Annotated in this window: 17 protein-coding genes; 11 read left to right on the top strand and 6 right to left on the bottom strand. The window is 49.7% G+C overall.

What is annotated here, in order from left to right:
• Positions 1–2: 2 nt before the first annotated feature.
• Entirely contained in the window at positions 3–227 is a 225-nt protein-coding gene (locus BMY63_RS11060; protein WP_091900012.1) for a sulfurtransferase TusA family protein, read from the bottom strand.
• 17 nt (positions 228–244) lie between these two features.
• Positions 245–724, bottom strand: a complete 480-nt coding sequence (locus BMY63_RS11065; protein WP_091916822.1) for a DsrE/DsrF/DrsH-like family protein — start codon at positions 722–724, stop codon at positions 245–247.
• Between the two features lie 254 nt (positions 725–978).
• On the opposite strand from BMY63_RS11065, the gene thiS reads away from it, so the two are divergent.
• From thiS to BMY63_RS11080, 3 genes are read left to right on the top strand one after another with little or no spacing between them, the layout of a single operon-like run.
• Positions 979–1191: a sulfur carrier protein ThiS gene (gene thiS, locus BMY63_RS11070; protein ID WP_091900014.1), complete on the top strand. Its 213-nt coding sequence runs from the start codon at positions 979–981 to the stop codon at positions 1189–1191.
• Positions 1188–1997, top strand: a complete 810-nt coding sequence (locus tag BMY63_RS11075) for a HesA/MoeB/ThiF family protein (RefSeq protein ID WP_218128536.1) — start codon at positions 1188–1190, stop codon at positions 1995–1997. Before thiS ends, BMY63_RS11075 begins: the two co-directional genes overlap by 4 nt.
• A gap of 3 nt (positions 1998–2000) precedes the next feature.
• Positions 2001–2399 carry a M67 family metallopeptidase gene (locus BMY63_RS11080; RefSeq protein WP_091916824.1) on the top strand — a complete coding sequence of 133 codons (399 nt, stop codon included), beginning with the start codon at positions 2001–2003 and terminating at the stop codon, positions 2397–2399.
• 131 nt (positions 2400–2530) lie between these two features.
• Here the strand turns inward: BMY63_RS11080 and BMY63_RS11085 are convergent, their stop codons facing one another.
• Positions 2531–2947, bottom strand: a complete 417-nt coding sequence (locus BMY63_RS11085) for an HU family DNA-binding protein (RefSeq protein WP_091916826.1) — start codon at positions 2945–2947, stop codon at positions 2531–2533.
• Positions 2948–3433: 486 nt separating this feature from the next.
• Here BMY63_RS11085 and BMY63_RS11090 point away from each other — a divergent pair, with 486 nt between their 5' ends.
• The 8 genes from BMY63_RS11090 to BMY63_RS11125 all read left to right on the top strand — a co-directional run bounded on the left by BMY63_RS11090 (position 3434) and on the right by BMY63_RS11125 (position 16027).
• Positions 3434–4381 (top strand): FixH family protein, encoded by a 948-nt coding sequence (locus BMY63_RS11090; RefSeq protein ID WP_176771042.1) that lies wholly within the window; start codon positions 3434–3436, stop codon positions 4379–4381.
• A 17-nt stretch (positions 4382–4398) separates the two neighbouring features.
• Complete coding sequence (locus tag BMY63_RS11095; RefSeq protein WP_091916828.1) at positions 4399–6354, top strand: porin family protein; 1956 nt, start codon at positions 4399–4401, stop codon at positions 6352–6354.
• Between the two features lie 148 nt (positions 6355–6502).
• Positions 6503–7435 (top strand): hypothetical protein, encoded by a 933-nt coding sequence (locus BMY63_RS11100; protein ID WP_091916830.1) that lies wholly within the window; start codon positions 6503–6505, stop codon positions 7433–7435.
• Between the two features lie 18 nt (positions 7436–7453).
• Entirely contained in the window at positions 7454–10525 is a 3072-nt protein-coding gene (locus BMY63_RS11105; RefSeq protein WP_091916832.1) for a SusC/RagA family TonB-linked outer membrane protein, read from the top strand.
• Between the two features lie 32 nt (positions 10526–10557).
• Positions 10558–12144, top strand: a complete 1587-nt coding sequence (locus tag BMY63_RS11110) for a RagB/SusD family nutrient uptake outer membrane protein (RefSeq protein ID WP_091916834.1) — start codon at positions 10558–10560, stop codon at positions 12142–12144.
• Positions 12145–12196: 52 nt separating this feature from the next.
• Positions 12197–13249, top strand: coding sequence for a uroporphyrinogen decarboxylase family protein (locus BMY63_RS11115; RefSeq protein ID WP_091916836.1), 1053 nt, complete (start codon positions 12197–12199; stop codon positions 13247–13249).
• Positions 13250–13353: 104 nt separating this feature from the next.
• Positions 13354–14544 (top strand): dicarboxylate/amino acid:cation symporter, encoded by a 1191-nt coding sequence (locus BMY63_RS11120; RefSeq protein ID WP_091916838.1) that lies wholly within the window; start codon positions 13354–13356, stop codon positions 14542–14544.
• A gap of 193 nt (positions 14545–14737) precedes the next feature.
• Positions 14738–16027 (top strand): O-acetylhomoserine aminocarboxypropyltransferase/cysteine synthase family protein, encoded by a 1290-nt coding sequence (locus BMY63_RS11125; protein WP_091916840.1) that lies wholly within the window; start codon positions 14738–14740, stop codon positions 16025–16027.
• 62 nt (positions 16028–16089) lie between these two features.
• Here BMY63_RS11125 and BMY63_RS11130 read toward each other — a convergent pair whose 3' ends face one another.
• The 3 genes from BMY63_RS11130 to BMY63_RS11140 form a co-directional block, all read right to left on the bottom strand.
• Positions 16090–17595: a butyryl-CoA:acetate CoA transferase gene (locus tag BMY63_RS11130; RefSeq protein ID WP_091916842.1), complete on the bottom strand. Its 1506-nt coding sequence runs from the start codon at positions 17593–17595 to the stop codon at positions 16090–16092.
• A gap of 89 nt (positions 17596–17684) precedes the next feature.
• Entirely contained in the window at positions 17685–18332 is a 648-nt protein-coding gene (gene trhA / locus BMY63_RS11135) for a PAQR family membrane homeostasis protein TrhA (protein ID WP_091900026.1), read from the bottom strand.
• Between the two features lie 9 nt (positions 18333–18341).
• A complete protein-coding gene (locus BMY63_RS11140) occupies positions 18342–19286 on the bottom strand; it encodes a sensor histidine kinase (protein ID WP_176771043.1) in 945 nt (314 codons plus the stop codon).
• Positions 19287–19557 lie beyond the last annotated feature (271 nt).

A 19557-nucleotide genomic window follows, 5' to 3' on the forward strand; every position in this document is an offset into this window, starting at 1 on the left:
ATTTATTTCTTAATAGTGACCTTATACGTCGTGCCTTCCACGTGTTCTACAGAGAGAACGTTGTAGCCCTGATCCTTGGCATTGCGAGGCACGTTATCGAGAGGTTCGCCTTCTGCGAGCAGCACTTCCAGGATGTCGCCCGGTTGTAGCTTCGAGAGTTCAATCTTGGTCTTGACGAAGGTCATCGGACAATGTTCCTTCGTGATGTCTAATACCTTTGTAGCCATATCTTACCTTTTATCTATTATATAAATAATGTCTGTCCGCCCTCGGAGAGATTCAGGAACGAGGCCACGCCGAGAACGTCCTTCACCTCAGGGATGAAATCCTCTTTCTTCAAGCCAAGCACATGCATCGCCATCTCGCAGGCATAGAGGTTGATGCCAAGAGCCTTGGCAGCCTCGACGAGTTCCTCAAGGGTTGCCACATTGTTCTTACGCATCAGGTAACGGAAGATCCTCGGGCCTGCACCAAGGAAGTTGAAACGGCTCGTGGGGGTAACGCGGAGGCCTCCCATCATAAAGCCGAATAGCTTCGTGAGCCAGTTGCCGCCGGTAAAGCTCCGTCCCTGTTTCTGCTTGATCGCGTCGAGCCCCCAGAAGGTGAAGAAGATGTTCACCTCATAGCCCACGGCTGCCGCGCCTGTACCTAATGTAAATACTGCTGTCAGTTTGTCGAAATCGCCACTGAAGGCGATAATGCTTAGTTTCTTGTTTTCTGCCATCGTTTTATACGTTTGAGTCTGGGTGCAAAGGTACGGCGAAATCAGACGCCTTACAATCGCCTTTTCATGGCATTTCATATACCCTTGATATGGTATGCGAATTACCATCCCTGCGGGATTGTGGCATCAGACAAAACACCGTACCTTTGCAGTCGGATATTTATATTGCGAAGTCAGGTCGCACTTTGGCAAAGAGCAAGTTCTCTGCACCAGGTCCGCACTGACGTTGCACCCAGAATCAAACTCAAACAATTATGGCAAAGATTTATGTTAATGGAGACGCGCAGGAAGTGGGCCTGCCGCTCAACGTGAGTGAACTCATTAAACAGAGCGATGTACAGCAACCCGATATGGTCAGCGTGCAGGTGAACGAGGAGTTTGCCGAGCGTGAGGATTGGGAAAGTATTCAACTGAAGGAAGGCGACAAGGTCGATTTCCTGTACTTCATGGGAGGAGGCGCACGATGATTGACTTCACAGAAGAACAGATACAGCGCTACTCACGACATATCCTATTGCAGGATGTGGGAGTAGAGGGACAAGAGAAGATTATGAACGCACGTGTGCTCGTAGTGGGCGCCGGCGGACTAGGTGCTCCTGTCTCACTCTATCTGGCAGCGGCAGGTATCGGCACCATCGGCATCGTGGATGCCGACGTGGTAGACCTGAGCAACCTTCAGCGCCAGGTGATTCACTTCACCAAGGATGTGGGCGTACCGAAAGTTGAAAGTGCCAAAGAGAAGATCCTGGCCATCAACCCCGACGTAAAGGTAGAGACCCATTACAAGTTCCTGGACTCGTCGAACGCGCTCGACATCATCAAGGAGTACGACTTCATCGTCGACGGCACCGACAACTTCCCTGTGAAGTTCCTCATCAACGACGCCTGCGTCATGGCAGGCAAGCCCTTCTCACATGGTGGCATCCTGCGCTTCAACGGTCAGACGTTCACGCATCTGCCCGGTACAGCCTGCTATCGTTGTATGTTCAAGGAGCCGCCTCCCGTGGGAGCAGTACCCACCTGTTCGCAAGCCGGCGTACTTGGCGCTATCGCAGGCATGCTCGGTACCATCCAGGCTGCGGAGACACTGAAGTACTTCACAGGCATCGGTGAGCTGCTCACCAACCGTCTGCTGACCTTCGACGCCAAGACCATGCAGTTCCGCACCGTCCCTGTCAAGCACCGTGACTCGTGCGCCATCTGCGGTTCCAACCCGACCATCGACCACCTGATAGATTACGAACAGGCCGCATGCGACCTCAAAAACCACTAAGAGATGCTTATTCCACAAGAAATCATTGATAAGTTGATTAGTCAGGCCCGGCAGGACGCACCCGACGAGACGTGCGGCTACCTGCTGGGCATTAGCTCTGATGAGGGCGACGTCGTGACGGAGAACTATTGGATGGAGAACATCGACCACTCCTCCGAGCACTTCTCTTTCGCACCGAAGGATCAGTTTGCGGCCTTGAGATATGCCCGTTCCAAAGGACTGAAGATTCTCGCCAACTGGCACAGTCATCCTGCTTCGCCCTCGCGACCGTCACAGGAAGATCTCCGTCTGGCCAACGATCCCACGATCCGCTATGCCATCCTATCGTTGCATGAGGGTATTCACCTGAACTCCTTCCGCATCCTGAATGGTGAGGTGGTTGACAAAGAAGTCCACCTATAGGTGGTCCACCAGATCAAGGCGTACTCACCTGACTCTGTCTCACCGTAAAAGAGGACCGGAGTCAACCGCTTTTATATATAAATTCGCTAGTAAGACCACTTGTACTAGCGATTTTTATATAGCGACTACCATCATGGCTTGAAGCCCTTCTGCCAAACAGCCTTCACGCCGTCGCAGAAATCATAGAGGATATGACGCCCCTGAATGCGGCGCCCAGCAGGAAGGAAACCACAGACAACGCGGGTGATGTGTTGACGGATGTTGAACGCTTTCGGGTCATCCACGCCGATGCTCTCCACCCGGAGACTGAAACGACCGATGCCGGGAAGAACCACCGTCTGTCCTTCGGTAAGTTTCTGCTTCAGGATATCCTGCAGTTCTGTGACCACGCCGACCACAGCACCTTCCGAGAATCCACTGTTACGGCATGCCTCAGCCGCGATCTCGTCGAGAGTAACCTCGCCCTGACTCACTGTCTTCGCAAAATACTTCCCATAAGAACTACTACTCTTGATGTTGTTCTTAATCAGTTTGATGTGTACTGCCATATGTCTTTTTGTTAGTCTACCACTATTCTTCTTTATGATACGAGTCGTCTGTCTTATGATAAGAAGACGTCTCTTACCTTTCTTCCACAGTCATCTCTTACAGTAAAACAACTTGTTTTACCTTCAAAGGGATGATCTCTTTCCATCAAAGAAGGCATCTCCACGACAGTAAAACAAGTTGTTTTACTGTAAGAGAACCTATCTCATTGATTTAAAGCACCGATTCTTTATTCTGGTTAAACATACTTGTCATTGTTTATGGTTTATCTGTAATAACAGTGCAAATATACAAAAATATCCATGAAAAAGCATCCTTCGCCCCTCTTTTTTGCAAGTAAGCGAGCGTGAGCCCACGTTTTCGACGGTTGTCCAGTACGGTGAAGATGGTAAAATACCTATGAGATGGTATGCGAATGCCACGAACGTGGGATTGTGGGAGCAAGCATATCGCCGTACCTTTGCAGTGTCAAACTAACGCAAAGAATTATGAAAGTAAAAGGATTGTTTTTGTTTTTATCAGCCATTGCCCTGACGTCTTGCAACAGCAACGACGACGGGGTCAGTGCTGGCATTGAGATACCAGGAATCACGATCACCAACGATATTGACTGTTGCACGGCCGAACAAGCCCTACAGGCTTACAAGTTTCTGGAGACAGTGAAGATCATTCCGACACTGACGACAGAGGTGGACCGTAAATACAACGTGTATGCATACACCCGGACCGGCAAGTTCCATATAGGTTATAACGAGGTCTTCTTTGTTGCGACGAAGAAGTCGTCGAACAACTACATCAAAGACTTCTCCATCACCGGTCTGACACCACTGATGCTGATGACCAAGATGAAGATGGAGCATTCCACGCCTGTATCCGGAAATGCCGAGGTCTTCAACGATAACTTCCCAGCCATTAAACGTGCATGGGTATCATTTATCATGTCGTCGGGCGAGAGTGGATCGTGGACACTATCATACCATGTGGACGTGCTCGGTGGAAAAGGAGATGTCAACAAGGCCGGCATCACGGTCGACGCCCTACCCGACGGACAAGCATGGCTCAAGTCGTTCAAGGTAGGCGACGACACATACTTCCTCTCGCTGGCGAACGCCTCGGACTGGAAGACGGGTAGCAACGTGATACGTGCTTATATCTCGAAGAAGAGCACCCCCATCACCACACCCTATGCCTTGGCAGAAGAGTCGTTCACCGTGGATATCGACCCACGTATGCCGGATATGGGCAACCACACTTCGCCAGACAACAGACCACTCACCCCACAGGCCGACGGCAGCTATCAGGGCACCATCAATCTCACCATGACCGGTCTCTGGCGCATCCATCTGACCATTCGCGATGCCCAAGGTCATGTCGTTGCCGGAGGCGACAATCAGAGTAGTGGCTACAGTTCACTCTTCTGGGACGTAACCATCTAGTCAAGAAACAAAGAAACATGTTAGGAACTCTTTTGCTATCAACCATATTTCTGACGGACACGACTGCCACGGCGCCACATCATCTGGACGAAGTGGTGGTCGTGTCGTATAAACAAGGTGGCAAGCGCTCGGCCAAAGGGCAGACAGCGTCTATCGACGAGCACCTGTCGGAGCTGTCGCATGTCGAACTGGTGCGTCGTGGTTCATATGCCTGGGAGCCGATGGTCAACAACATGCAGACGGAACGGTTGTCGACCACCATTGATGGCATGAAGATCTTCTATGCCTGCACGGACAAGATGGACCCCGTGACAAGCTATGTGGAGAGCGGCAATCTACAGAGCATCAGTCTGAATGCCGGGTTGAACGGAAACCCACAAGCCACTGGCAACATCGGTGGCAGTCTGGACCTACGTCTGCGAAAGGTCGGCTTCGCTGGCGCCCCTTTCCACCTGAACACCTCCGTAGGCTACGAGGCCAACGGTCAGCTACAGGTATATGGTGCCGACGCGACACACTCCAGTCGGCATTTCTATATCGGTGGTGGCGCATTCTATCGTCATGCGGACAACTACAAGAGCGGTGGAGGAGACAGACTGCCGTTCTCACAGTTCCAGAAGGTGAATGCCTTTGTCAACACCGGTCTTAAGCTGACAGATAACGACGTGATGGAGACGACGCTGATTGTCGACCGTGCCTCCGACGTAGGCTACCCAGCCCTCAATATGGATGTTGCCAAGGCCGAGGCTTTCATTACATCACTCTCGTACAAGCACCTGTTTGTCAGCCCCCTCTTCAACTCATGGGAGACCAAGGTCTACTATAACCATATCGTCCACGAGATGGACGACACCCATCGGCCTGACGTGGAGATTCACATGGATATGCCAGGACGAAGTTGGACGGCAGGCGCCTATAGTCTGCTGACAGGATCCGTTGGACGGCATGAGACGAGTCTGAACGTAGACGGGTATTACAACCGTCTGTTTGCCGACATGACCATGTATCCGGGTGGTGCCGCCCCGATGTATATGGTGACATGGCCCGACGTGGGCACGCTCAACATGGGTGTCTCCTTCTCTGATCGTATCATACTCTCCTCCCTGTCGGTCCTTCACCTCTCGGCAAAGGTGTCGTGGCAACAGCAACGACTGAACAACGAGGAAGGTCACCAGGCACTAAGTGTGTTCTTCCCTGGGATGCGACGGCAATATCACCAGACAACAGGTCGCATGGCCGCAAGCTATCAGTTATCCCTCTCCGACCTCCGGCTCTCAGTTGGTGCCGGCTGGGGGAGTCGTGCGCCCACGGTAACAGAATCTTATGGATACTATTTAAACAATACCTTCGACCAGTACGACTACATCGGCAATCCACGTTTGAAGAACGAGTCGGCAGTAGAAGTAAATGCGGCCATCAACTGGCAACCCGACAAGACCTTCTCCATAGGTATTGACGGCAACGCATTCCTTTTCACCAATTATATCATTGGACAGTTCGAGACACGACTCAGTCCTATGACTGTCGGTGCAGAGGGCGTAAAGGTATATGGGAACATCAGTCATGCCATCATCGCCAACGCCTCGCTGACAATAGGATGGAAGCCCTTCGACGGCATCAACTGGAACTCAACACTCGCCTACAGCCTCGGACATGATGAGCATGATGACCCACTGCCCCTCATCGCGCCATTCAGTTATACCTCCCGACTGACCTACTCCACAGGACGTCTCAGACTGTTGGCAGAGGTAAAAGGACATGTACGACACACGGCATACGGCGTAAAATACGGTGAGAAGGAAACACCGGGATGGGTCGTCTGTAACCTTTCAACAAGCTACACACTACAGCATGTCACCTTACGGACTGGCATAGAGAATATCCTTGATAGGTTCTATACCACATATGCCGACTGGAATGGCATCCCTCAGAAAGGGCGGAATATCTACCTGAACATCTCTTTTGAGCTATAAACAGGGCCTTTTTGCCCTGCAAATCTGGCCTTTCTGACAAAAATACCACACCTTTGGTATACGGAATGACATATCAAAGGGATTGTGGGAATACGGAAATCGCCGTACCTTTGCACCAGAGATGATTAATAAACTAAACAACAGAATTATGAGAAGAATCGTATTTACAATAGCATTGGTATTGGGGCTTGGATTACAGAACAACATCTGGGCTGAAGGAAACAGTGTAAACGGTAACGTGCGTACCATTAAGAGTCCGCGCTTTGCACGGCCACTGGTTGAGAAATGGATTGAGGAATACGCCAAGACTGAACCGGGCGTGGTGTTCCAGATTGTAAAGGGTTCGGGCAGTCAGGATAACATTGACCTTCATATAGTATTAGAAAACAAAGAGATCAACAACGAAGGCTTCAGTCATGTCGTCTATTTCGGAGAGACAGCCGTACTGCCTATCACCGCACGTCGTTCGGAGGCAGCACGACTGCTCGAAGGGAAGCATCTGAACAGCAAGAAGATCAAGCAGCTCTTCTTCCTCAACGACGATTTCGATGAGGACGTGAAGAAGATCAAGGCTTTCGAGAACATTATTATCTATAGCGGTAGCAACGCCACCTCGGTAGCCGCCTCGTTTGCCCATAACTTCGGTGAGGAAAGCAGTAACTTCCGGGGCAAGCGCATCTCTGGCGACGACTTGTTCCTGAACACGGCCCTACAGAAAGATCCTCTCGGTGTGTCGTTCAACGCCCTTCCGAACATCTTCGATCTGAAGAGTCGCCACCTGAAGAGTGACCTCTCACTGATTGGAATCGACGTAAAGCGCGATCTGGAAAACAGTTTTAGTGATAACGGTACGCTCGACGATGTGCTTGTTGCACTCGAGAACGGGAAAGTGTCTGGAGTTGCCGTAGAGAAGATCGGCCTTGACTATAACATCGCCGATGAGGCCGTCAGCCGTTTCCTGAGATGGATACTTAACAACGGCACGAAGTACAACCATGAATTCGGTCTGCTAAACCTAGACAGTAAGATCGCTCAAGCCGAAGCAAGCAAGATTAATGACACACTGACAGCACAGAAATAAAAGATAATCATTAGACTTATGGTAAAAAGATTGTTTATTGCAACTGTTGTTGCGATTAGCCCCTTATTGGCTATTGCCCAGAACCTGATTACAGGACATATCACTGATGGACGCACGGGAGAACCGTTGATCGGCGCCTCCGTCATTGTGAAAACAGAGAAGACACAAGGTGTTGTCACCGACGTTGATGGAAACTTCTCCCTGAAGACCAAGGTGGAAGCTCCACTTACCCTCCGTGTGGAATACGTTGGCTATCGTCCTCTGGACGTAGATGTCTACGACTTCGAGGAGCCCGTAGAGATCCGTCTCGTCGATAACTCCAGTCGTCTGGACGAGGTCGTCGTCGTAGGCTATGGCGCTCAGAAGCGCTTGGAACTTACCAGTAGTATCTCATCCGTTGGCGACGATCTGCTCAAGCAGTCGAACACCTCTGTCGAGAGCGCCCTTCAGGGAGCCGTAGCAGGTCTGAATGTGACCACCACCAGCGGCCAGCCTGGTGCTGCCAGCATCATCCGGGTACGTGGTGGAAACTCCATCACCGGTGGTAACGAGCCCCTTTATGTCATCGATGGCTTCATCGTCTACAACGACGCCTCATCGAACCGCACTGGTGCACGAGGCACCGATGCCGTGCTCGACCCGCTGGCTTTCCTGAACCCAAGTGATATCGAGAGCATAGAAGTATTAAAAGATGTGTCGGCCACAGCCATCTATGGCACACGAGGCGCCAACGGTGTGATTATCATCACGACCAAGAAAGGCTCTCATGGTCGTAACAACATCAACTACAGTGCCTCCTTCGGTTGGAGTCGGATCAGTAAGAAGGTCGACTTCATGGATGCCTGGCAGTGGGCTGACCTATGGAACGAGATGTACGAGAACGGTGAAGTTGGCTATCGCCTGGACGAGCCGACCGAGAGCTACGACTGGCAGGATGCAGCCTTGCAGACCGGCTTTCAACAAGAGCATCAGTTGTCGGCCGTAGGCGGCGACGAGATCTCACGCTATAGCATCAGCGGCAGCTATAAGAGTCAGGAGGGAATCATCATCAACACAGGACTGAAGCGCTATGCCGGACGTGTCAACTATGAACGCAATGTGCTGAAGAACCTTCTGGTGGGTGTCAACGCCAATGGTGCCTATAACAAGATGACAGGTATGTCGGACAGAAGTTCGATGTTTGCAGCCAACTCCTGGTATGGTGCCATCTCACATACACCCTATACCTCTATTTATAATGCCGACGGATCATTCAACTACGAGCCGACACCGACCAGTGTGGATATCTATAATGGTAAGGTGGGTAATCCTATCAGTGACCTGCAGAACTATCAGACAGAGACGGAGAACACCCGTGTGATGGGAACAGGCTTTGCCGAATGGACCGTCATACCACAACTGAAGCTGAAAGCCAGTCTCGGTGCCGATCTGTCGAACACCCGTCAGAGCTACTATGCCCCCTCTTACACCTCTGACGGACTGCCTTACAACGGCTACGCTTCTGTTGGACAGACCAAGACACACGTATGGCAAACGGAGTACACCGCCACCTACAATAATGTTTTCAAGAACGTGCACTCGCTGACAGTCCTCGCAGGATATACCGCCCAGCGCACAGACCGCAGTAGGATTGCCACCACAGCCTATGGATTCAGTAACGATGCCACTGGCTATGACAACTTAGGCGCTGCCAGTACGACGCAGCCTTCATCAAGTGGGCATTACATCTCTACGCTCCAGTCATGGATTGGTCGTGTAAACTACAGCTACGACTCACGGTATAACGCCTCACTCACACTCCGCGCCGACGGTAGCAGTCGATTCGCGAAGGACCATCGTTGGGGATGGTTCCCCTCATTGGGCGCCTCATGGAACATCGACCGTGAGAAATGGTTACACCTGAGCAAGAAGGTTGACTATATCCAACTGCGGGCATCTATCGGTGTCGTAGGCAACCAAGAGATTGGCGACTACCAGTTTGCAGCCAATGTGGTGCCCCGCACGGTGATTATCGATGGTGAACGTGCTACAAGCTATATCATCTCGAATAAATCGAACCCCGACCTGAAGTGGGAGACCACCACCTCTTATAATTTAGGTCTGAGCTCTGGTTTCTTCCGGAATCGTCTGACAGTGACACTCGACGGCTATTATAAGAAGACAAGCGATCTGCTGCTTGATGTGCCAGTAGAACAGGTGACCGGTTTCTCCACCGTACTACGAAATGTGGGTTCTGTCACTAACAAAGGTGTAGAACTGGAAATCGGCGGCGTGCTCATCGAACAGAAGGACTTACGCTGGACACTGAACGGCAATATCGCCCACAACAAGAACGAGGTCGTCAGCTTAGGTGATGCTGAATACTTCATCCCCTCTCATGGCTACACCAACCCACTTATCGTAAAAGTCGGCGAGCCCCTTGGTTCATTCTATGGCTACAAGTTCAAAGGGATCATTCAGACAGGAGAAGACCTGAGCAGTCTGCCTTCGCAAACCATCTCGACCGTCGAGCCCGGTAACCCGAAGTTTGAGGATGTGACCAAAGATGGTGTCGTGAACGAACAAGACCGTGTGGTACTCGGAAACATCCAACCGAAATTCACCTACGGTTTCAACACAAAGGTGGCTTACAAGAGCTGGGACCTCTTTGTCAGCGCAAGCGGAAGCTACGGTAATAAGATCTTCAACGAACTGGCCTGTCGCCTGGAGCGCGGTAATGGTTACTATTACAACCCGTTGGCTACAGTGGCTGATCGTTGGACACCCACCAATCCCAGTCAGACAATTCAGAAGGCCAGCAATGCCACATCGATCTACACCGACGACCGATTTGTGGAAGACGCCAGTTATCTGAAGATCAGGAACATCCAGTTGGGCTATAATCTGCCGCTGAAACAGATCACAAAGGATGCCAACCTCCGTCTCTATATATCGCTACAGAACTTCTTCACCATTACTGGTTACAGAGGCTATGACCCTGAAGCCAACCGTAGCGGAAGCGACGAGACCAGCGCCCTGTACCAAGGCATTGACAACGGAACCTATCCCTCGTCTAAAACTGTTTTAGTAGGATTCAATATAACGCTTTAAGAAGTTAGAAGATAAAAAGAAGATTAAGAGTTATGAAGAAAAATGTTATCTATATATTCGCAGCAGCACTACTGCTGAACAGCTGCGCCGACCTGGACCAGACATCCCTGAGTTCTATTGATAGAGACAACTTCTACAAGAGCAAGGAAGATATTGAGACTGCCATTAACGGCATCTATCAGGAGTTTACCGTTGATGGGTTCTATGGTATGTTTAACAACCAGAGCATTTACATCAACGATCTGCAAACCGACTATGTGAAGGCTGGAGCGCAGACTAACTCCGCCCATATCCGTGAGCTATCAAACTTCGCCGTACAGCCGACCAATCTCTTTGTGGGTTATGCCTGGGAAGAACACTATACGGCCATCAACCGCGCCAATGTTGTGATTGACAAGGTAAGCGATGCCGCATGGCTCGATGAGCAGACCCAGAAGAACTATATCAACGAGGCCCGTTTCCTCCGTGCCCTGATGTACTTCAATCTGGTACGTTACTTCGGCGGTGTGCCCATCGTTCTGCACGACGGTGAGGGCGAGGGTGCCCCACGCAACACGATTGATGAGGTGTTTGAACAGATCGTCAATGACTTTACCGCTGCAGAGAGCCTGCCTGCCACTTATTCTACACGTGACAGCAAAGCCTCATCATCTGCCGCATCCGCTCTGCTCTCGAAAGTTTATCTTGAGTGGGCGCAGACGAGCACCGAGAAAAGCAAGCTCAACCAGCGTGACTATTACCAGAAGGCCATCGACTACGCTCAAAAGGTCATCGACTCTGGCAAATACCGTCTTTTGGACAAGTTTATCGACAACTGGTCGGTCGACAAGAAAAACGGCCCGGAACATATCTTTTCTATCGAGCATGACCGCAGCGTAAACGGTAATGTGACAGGCCATTGCACCTTCGCCACCAACTGGAGCAATTCTGAGCCCGTACTATTGGCAACCAGCGACCGCTACTACGAGCAGACCGACCCTAAGGACCAACGCCGCGACGGCTCCTGGGCCAAGCGTATCTACAATCCCAATACAAGTTCCGACTTCGTGTTCGACATTCCACGATTCCGTAAGTATATCGACTCTCTGAACTACGCTAATCCGTCATCAAGTGGTAATGCTGCAGGACAGTCGACTAATACGACCGTCATCCGCTATGCAGAGGTGCTACTTATCAAGGCTGAGGCGGAAAACGAGTTGAACGGTCCTACTGCTGCCGCCTACGATGCCATCAACCAAGTGCGTCGTCGTGCCTATTGGAGTCCATATCTGAATATCCAAAACACACCCTCCGACGGTTCGTCACTGGAACTGAGCGGTCTGACAAAAGAGGAGTTCCGCGAACGTCTGCGCGAGGAGCGTCGTCTGGAATTCGTACTTGAGGGACATCGTTGGTTTGACCTGAAGCGCTGGCATATCCTTGTAAAATATGTCAAGGCTCATACACCCAGCAATGAAGAAGTCTCTGGCACAAAGACCACCAAGGCAGAGAATGTCTCGAAAAAGAACTACTATCTGCCTCTGCCACAGGATCAGATCATCCTCAACCCCAACCTCGAACAGAACTGGGGTTACAGCGGCGAGACCGGAGACGGCCCATACGACAGTAGCTTTGAATAAACCCCAAGCAATCAAACAGATCATCAACAATAATCATTAAAATAACAACAACATGAAAAAGATTGTAAAGTCAACATTGGCAGTCATTGCACTTGCCACTCTTACCAGTCAGGCTGCTAATGCCCAGTCTTCTACCTCAAAGGTCAACAGCCGTGAGCGTATCCTCCAGGTGCTCGACCAAAGTCGTCCTAACGAATACGTACCGGCAGCCTTCTTCCTGCACTTTGAGAACAAACTGGGTCGTAAGGCCGTTCAGGATCACAAGGATTTCTATCGTGCCACCAACATGGATTTCGTGAAAGTGTTCTATGAGATCTCTGTTCCGAAGATTGATATCCAGTCTGGAAAGGACTGGGCAAAGGTCCCTGTCTATGGTGAAGATTTCTTCGAGCCACAGGTAGCCGTCATAGCAGACCTTGCACGTGAGTTTGGTGGTGAGGCTTTTATACTGCCTACCGTCTATTCGCCTCTGGCACTGGCTGGTCAAACACTGGGATTCGGAAATCGCAAGAATCTCAAGAAACTGATTGAGGAAGATCCGAAGGCTTTCGGACAGGCCATCAAGAACCTCTCACTGAGCATCGAGAACTATCTCCGTGCTGCCCGCAAGCATGGTGCCGACGGTTTCTACGTATCTAGTCAGGGAGGTGACGGCAATTCCCTCACTCCTGAGGTTTGGAATAAGTACGTACGTCAGTGGGATAAGCATGTGTCTGAAGTTGCCGCAGAGATTGGTGAGATCAATATTCTCCACATCTGCGACTATGGTACACCATTCAAGAATGCTGAAGCTCTCTACGCGTTCGCCGACTATCCAGCAAGCATCATTAATGTTCCTCTGAAATTCTCTGATGGATCAACGCTCAACCTGAAAGAAGCCCAACAGCGGTTTGGTCGTCCTATCTTTGGCGGACTGGAGCGCTTAGGCGTCATCGCTACTGGTACCATCGAGGAAGCAAAGGCCGAAGTTGACAAGGTACTGGAGAACGCATCACCCAACTTCATCCTCGGTGCCGACTGCACCGTGCCAGGTGAAACCGATTGGGAAAAGTTGCGCGCCGTCATCGACTACACACACACATGGCGACAGACACACAAGAAGTAGTCTCATATACTTTATTTCTATGGTTCGGGTGACACAGTTTTTTATAACTATGTACCCGGACTTTTCTAATTAATTTGTATTTTTGCAGGCAGATTCTCAAACTAATGAAAAGAACGTTATTATGGATAGGTGCACTCGTGGTGGGTGCTGTTTTAGGACTACTTGGGCTGGCTTGGCTCAACGAAGTGATGGATTTTGTGGCGACAGTATATACAAGACTTTTCCAGTTGTTGGCAGTGCCAACCATCGTACTGGCGGTAATCACGACCTTTGCCACCTTTGGATCCAAAGGTTCAGGTAGGATATTCGGACGAACACTAACCTACACACTACTGACCACCTTCGCTGCAGCCATTGTTGGAGCCTTTCTCTATGTACTCATTGCCCCAGGCAACCTGCCCGCAGAAGCTCTCGTGACAAATGATGTGACAGAAAGCACACCACTCTCATACAAAGAGCATATTCTCAGCGTCATCCCAAACAATATCGTACGTCCTTTCCTCGAAGGCAACGTGCTATCACTGCTTCTATTGGCCTTTGCCATTGGTATCGGATTGTCGAAGTTGCCGGAGACCGAGAATAAGACCATCGTTGTAAAAGGACTTCTCGGGCTTCAGGATCTGCTTTTCTTTCTCATCCGCGGCCTCATCTGGACACTGCCTCTCGGCATTGTGGCTTTCTCCGCTCAGTTGTCGGCACAGGTCTCTGCAGGTGTAGTGGCCGATAGCATCGGTAAATATGTGTTGGTGGTATTAGGCGGCAATATCATCCAGTTTTTCATTGTACTCCCGCTGTTTCTCTTGGCACGAGGACTCAATCCCATTCACGTGCTTGGGAAAATGATGCCAGCCGTTCTCATGGCTCTCTTTACCAAAAGCAGCGCCGCTACCTTACCCGTCACCATGGAGACAGCTGAGAATCGCCTTGGCATCCGTCGTCAGGTCGCTCGTTTCGTCTTGCCTATCTGCACCACCATTAATATGAACGGCTGCGCAGCCTTCATCTTAGTGACCTCTCTTTTTGTGATGCAACAGGGAGATACACCCATCACTCTTTCCACCATCCTACTTTGGATTCTTATCGCCGTCATCTCAGCTGTAGGCAATGCAGGTGTACCGATGGGCTGTTTCTTTCTCACACTCTCCCTGATGTCGGGCATTGGTGCACCCGTCGCTGTACTGGGAATTATCCTACCTATCTATACTATTATAGATATGGTGGAGACAGCCGAGAATGTATGGTCCGACTCTTGCGTCGCGGCAATGGTAGACAAATCACAGTCTCAGGGGGCATAAAAGCCCCCTTTTTTAGTAAATTATTCTATTTAAGCTGTTATAAAGAGTAGCATTTAGAATAACCATCCATATAATTCTACATAATAGATATATCTTCCGATTTTTGAGCAAAATTTGGATGATAATTCTAATCTTCGTACCTTTGCAGCGTGAATAAGACATTAAATAACAAAAAAAGAAAGGATATATCATTATGAGTACAAAGAATTATCGTTTTGAGACACTGCAACTCCATGTAGGCCAAGAGCAGGCCGACCCCGCTACTGATGCACGCGCAGTACCCATCTACCAGACCACAAGCTATGTGTTCCACAATAGTCAGCATGCCGCCGACCGCTTTGGTCTGCGCGATGCCGGTAACATCTACGGTAGACTGACCAACTCGACACAGGGTGTGTTTGAGGATCGTGTAGCAGCCCTCGAGGGTGGTGTGGCCGGTCTGGCCGTAGCTTCTGGTGCAGCCGCCATCACCTATGCCCTACAGAATATCGTTCAGGCCGGTGATCATATCGTGGCAGCCGACAATCTCTATGGTGGCTCATACAACCTGATTACCCACACACTGGCGACACAAGGCATCAGCAATACTATTATCAACGTGAACGATCTCGCCGCACTCGAGGCTGCCATCAAACCAAACACAAAGGTTGTATACGCAGAGACCTTCGGAAACCCGAACTCTGACGTGCTTGACTTGGAAGGAGTGGCAGCCGTGGCTCACAAACATGGAATCCCCTTCATCGTGGATAACACCTTCGGCACACCTTATCTCATCCGTCCGTTGGAGCATGGTGCAGACATCGTCGTCCACTCAGCTACCAAGTTCTTAGGTGGTCACGGGTCATCTCTTGGTGGCGTCATCGTAGATGGTGGCAAGTTCGACTGGAAGGCTAACCCCGACAAATTCCCGACACTGGCGAAACCCGATCCCTCATACCACGGAATCGTGTTTGCCGACGCAGTGGGTGCCGCAGCCTACGTAACCCGCATCCGTGCCGTCATCTTACGTGATACAGGTGCAGCCATCTCACCTTTTAATGCTTTCATCCTGTTGCAGGGTGTCGAGACACTGAGTCTGCGTGTGGAGCGTCATGTAGAAAACGCCCTGAAGGTGGTCGACTTCCTCGCCAAGCACCCGAAGGTTGCCAAGGTGAACCATCCCGCATTGGAGAGCCACCACGATCACAAACTCTATCAGAAGTATTTCCCCAATGGTGGTGCCTCAATCTTCACCTTCGAGATCAAGGGTGGACAAGAAGAGGCATGGAAGTTCATCGACGCCTTGCAGATTTTCTCTCTGCTGGCCAACGTAGCTGACGTGAAGAGTCTGGTAATCCATCCCTACACCACCACTCACTCCCAGCTCTCGCCCGAGGAACTAGCAGAACAGCATATCACGCCTTCGACCATCCGCCTCAGTATCGGAACCGAGCACATTGACGATATCATTGCTGATCTGAGTCAGGCATTTGATAAGATTTAAGGGGTTTACCTAAGAGAAGAGGCCTCGCTGTTATAGCGAGGCCTCTTCTCTTTTTGATTCACTTATTTGATATAGTCTGCGAAATCCGTCAGTTTCATGTCACCCTTACGTGCCAACGTATCATGCAAAGCGAAGGCGGCTGTCAGGTTATGACGAGTCTGTCCCATCTTCGCAATCTTCAGGTAGTCCCAAAGCAACTGCTTATAGTCAGGATGCGCACAGTTCTCAATGATGATCTCCGCACGCTGAGCGGGCGACTTTCCGCGCAAGTCGGCAACACCCTGTTCGGTAACAATGATGTTCACATCATGCTCCGAACTATCCTGATGACTGACAAACGGAACAATCGAAGAGATTACACCACCCTTGGCCACAGATGGACAGGTAAAGATGCTCAGATAGGCGTTACGGATAAAGTCGCCCGAGCCACCGATACCATTCATCATCTTTACGCCACTGATGTGCGTTGAGTTGGCATTACCATAGAGATCGACCTCAATAGCCGTGTTGATGGCAATCACTCCCAATCGACGAATCACCTCCGGTGAGTTGGATATCTCACTCTGACGTAGTGTCAGATGATCCTTGAAATAGTCCATATGATCATATACCTGCATCAAGCAATCGTTGCTGACCGTCAGGGAACAGGCTGAAGCATCCTTCACACGGCCGTTCATCATCATGCCAACCACAGAATCCTGCAGCACTTCGGTATAGATATTAAAATCAGGTACGTGCTTGTCCTGGCCCAGAGCACCAAGGATGGCATTGGCTGTTGAACCCACACCACTCTGCAACGGCAGGAACTCCTTAGGAATACGCCCCTTGCGCATCTCCTCAACCAAGAACTCAGCCGTCAGGAAACCAATCTTATCAGTAACAGGATCGCTGTCTTTAAAAGCACGGGCCTCATCAGGGATGTTACACTCCACGACTCCCACCACCTTCTCCTTTGGAATCGACACGTAAGGTTTACCTATACGGTCGCTGACGTGTTCGATTGGAATAGCCTTGCGGTAAGGAGGATCCAATGGCTCATACACATCATGGATAAATTTCGCATTCGGGTTATGAAATGAATTCAACTCTAATATGACATGTTTGGCCAGACGAGCAGCCGTCGGAGAAATACCACCGGCAGCAGTCAGATATACATGATAGTCATTACCTGCCTCCTCGATGTCACACACCTCAAGAATCGCCCAATCAAGATTACCATAGAAGCCATAACGCAACTCCTGTGCCATATGACTCAAGTGCAGATCGTTATAAGGGATTTCCCCCATATTTACATGCTTACGGAAATCAGGATTTGTCGTATAGGGTGCACGATACTTTATAGCCTGCGCATTGGCAAGGTCACCATCAGTCGACTGTCCCGTCGACGCACCGGTAAAGATACCCACCTTGAACTCACGCCCAGCCTCATGCTCAGCAACGGCAATCTTTGCTAATTCCTTTGTTGTTGCCTTGGCCACACCCGCAGGTGTAAAGCCGCTCATAGCGATATTCTCGCCATTCTTAATCAGTGCTGCAGCCTCCGCAGCAGTCATACGTGTATAAGCCATATCTTACAGTTTTTGCAAATTTTGCTCGCAAAATTACAATTTTTATAGCGAAATACAAAACAAAAAACAAATTATTTACCGCTACCTTCTTATAAGTACTCCATCAGTACATCCCAGACGGCAATGATATGACAGACGCTACCTGCCAACACAAAGAAATGAAACACAGAGTGCATATATTTCTTTTTGTTCAGAGAGTAGAACACTGCCCCCGTGATATAGCATATTCCCTCAGCAATTATCCAGATAACTGCCGCCGTACTGACAGAATCCAGTAGCGGTTTGAAAGCAACAAGCACACTCAGTCCCATACCCACGAAACAAAAGGTTTCCAGATTTGAATGCTCTTTTAGCTTAATGAGACTAATAACCGTTCCAACAATAGCACAGAGCCAGACAAAAGAAAAAAGACTCCACCCCCAGTATCCCTGACTGCGTAACGCAACCAATGTAAGCGGAGAATAACTTCCGGCGATATGCCAATAGATGGCGGCATGATCCCATTTCCGGAGCCGTTCTTTCCATTTCGAATGATGCTTGATAGAATGATAAACCGTCGAGGCCACGTAAGAACCAAGCATACCAAAGAGATAGAGGATGACACCAATCCGTGCCCAATTGTTATCGCTTCGGAAACACCACACTAGGAAGATGACACCAACCACCACCCCAAGCAGAATGCCTCCGCCATGCGATACTGCATTCCAGATTTCCTCTTTCCTCGTGTATTTTATCACTCCACTCGCTTACGCTTCCTCAAAAGGCATCTCATACACAAAGCTTGAGCCGCCTTCATAATCCTCGTCCAGATAGAGGCGTCCACCAAGCATCTTTGCGATCTGACGACTGATCGCCAGTCCCATGCCAAGACCCTCTGTCACACCATCGAACTTACGGAACGGCAGAAACAACTGACTTCGGTTCTCCACGGGGATACCTTCCCCCGTATCACTGACCCGTATCTGTAGTCGCGGTTGTCCTTGGGAATCGTCACTCTCCACCGTTCTGACTCTCAGTGTAATCGCGCCCATCCTTGTATGTTTGCAGGCATTCGACAAGATGTTACGCAGCAACTGTACCATCCGACGACCATCCGTATAGATTCTCGTATCTTTGAGCACCACAGGATACTGATGCAACAGCTTTACTCCCGGTTGAACCTCATTCTTCACGCTCTCGCGTGCCTTATAACAGATCTCCATCAGACTCACCACCGTCTTATGAATAATCAAGCTACCTTTTTCCATCTTTGATAGATCGACCAAGTCATTTACGACATTAATCAGTCGCTCGGCATTCCTGTGGATATGATCCTTCATTATCCGTTTCTCTTCCTCCTCCATATGTTCGCCAGCCACACCGTTCAAGAGATCATTAAAACCAATAATCGCATTCAAGGGGGTTCGGATCTCATGGTTCACATTATTCAGAAATATCTCTTCCAACCGGCTTTGGTCTTCATTTCCGTATCGCGGTCTTCTTTCCGTAATATTACTCAGCCGGAATATATAACCATCGGTCTCCCCCTGATCGTTGGTAAAGGGGACAACGAAAGACTCTAAGACAGTTCCATCCTCGCGAATCCACTGCTCTTTTCCAGACTTCCCTTCACGGATTGATCGACACAGCAATTCACAATCTTGCGGATAGTCATTCTGTAACCTGTTGAACTCTTCGTTACTGGTCATCATATGTCCATCTTTATCGTAAATCCCTATGCCAATCTGTAATCCTGAAAAAGCCAGATTTAGCATTCGTTGTTCAATCTGTCCTAACATTATAGCTGATTAATATAGTTTTTATGTGTGCAAAGATAAGAACTTTTCCTTGAAAAAAAAGAAAAAAAGACATATTTTCTTCCGTTTTTCGCATAATCGAGTCTCGTTAACATCATCCCTCGGCAAAAAAGTCCCCAAATTCTTTGTTTTCCCAGAAGATTTCCATATCTTTGTATCCATAGAC

Origin of the sequence: Prevotella aff. ruminicola Tc2-24 (genome assembly GCF_900110895.1) — a bacterium.
Classification (GTDB): domain Bacteria; phylum Bacteroidota; class Bacteroidia; order Bacteroidales; family Bacteroidaceae; genus Prevotella.

What these genes read in the sequence shown, in the direction of transcription:
- BMY63_RS11060 (WP_091900012.1), bottom strand. Translation starts at nt 227, where the DNA reads ATGGCTACAAAGGTATTAGACATCACGAAGGAACATTGTCCGATGACC.
- BMY63_RS11065 (WP_091916822.1), bottom strand. Translation starts at nt 724, where the DNA reads ATGGCAGAAAACAAGAAACTAAGCATTATCGCCTTCAGTGGCGATTTC.
- thiS (WP_091900014.1), top strand. Translation starts at nt 979, where the DNA reads ATGGCAAAGATTTATGTTAATGGAGACGCGCAGGAAGTGGGCCTGCCG.
- BMY63_RS11075 (WP_218128536.1), top strand. Translation starts at nt 1,188, where the DNA reads ATGATTGACTTCACAGAAGAACAGATACAGCGCTACTCACGACATATC.
- BMY63_RS11080 (WP_091916824.1), top strand. Translation starts at nt 2,001, where the DNA reads ATGCTTATTCCACAAGAAATCATTGATAAGTTGATTAGTCAGGCCCGG.
- BMY63_RS11085 (WP_091916826.1), bottom strand. Translation starts at nt 2,947, where the DNA reads ATGGCAGTACACATCAAACTGATTAAGAACAACATCAAGAGTAGTAGT.
- BMY63_RS11090 (WP_176771042.1), top strand. Translation starts at nt 3,434, where the DNA reads ATGAAAGTAAAAGGATTGTTTTTGTTTTTATCAGCCATTGCCCTGACG.
- BMY63_RS11095 (WP_091916828.1), top strand. Translation starts at nt 4,399, where the DNA reads ATGTTAGGAACTCTTTTGCTATCAACCATATTTCTGACGGACACGACT.
- BMY63_RS11100 (WP_091916830.1), top strand. Translation starts at nt 6,503, where the DNA reads ATGAGAAGAATCGTATTTACAATAGCATTGGTATTGGGGCTTGGATTA.
- BMY63_RS11105 (WP_091916832.1), top strand. Translation starts at nt 7,454, where the DNA reads ATGGTAAAAAGATTGTTTATTGCAACTGTTGTTGCGATTAGCCCCTTA.
- BMY63_RS11110 (WP_091916834.1), top strand. Translation starts at nt 10,558, where the DNA reads ATGAAGAAAAATGTTATCTATATATTCGCAGCAGCACTACTGCTGAAC.
- BMY63_RS11115 (WP_091916836.1), top strand. Translation starts at nt 12,197, where the DNA reads ATGAAAAAGATTGTAAAGTCAACATTGGCAGTCATTGCACTTGCCACT.
- BMY63_RS11120 (WP_091916838.1), top strand. Translation starts at nt 13,354, where the DNA reads ATGAAAAGAACGTTATTATGGATAGGTGCACTCGTGGTGGGTGCTGTT.
- BMY63_RS11125 (WP_091916840.1), top strand. Translation starts at nt 14,738, where the DNA reads ATGAGTACAAAGAATTATCGTTTTGAGACACTGCAACTCCATGTAGGC.
- BMY63_RS11130 (WP_091916842.1), bottom strand. Translation starts at nt 17,595, where the DNA reads ATGGCTTATACACGTATGACTGCTGCGGAGGCTGCAGCACTGATTAAG.
- BMY63_RS11140 (WP_176771043.1), bottom strand. Translation starts at nt 19,286, where the DNA reads ATGATGACCAGTAACGAAGAGTTCAACAGGTTACAGAATGACTATCCG.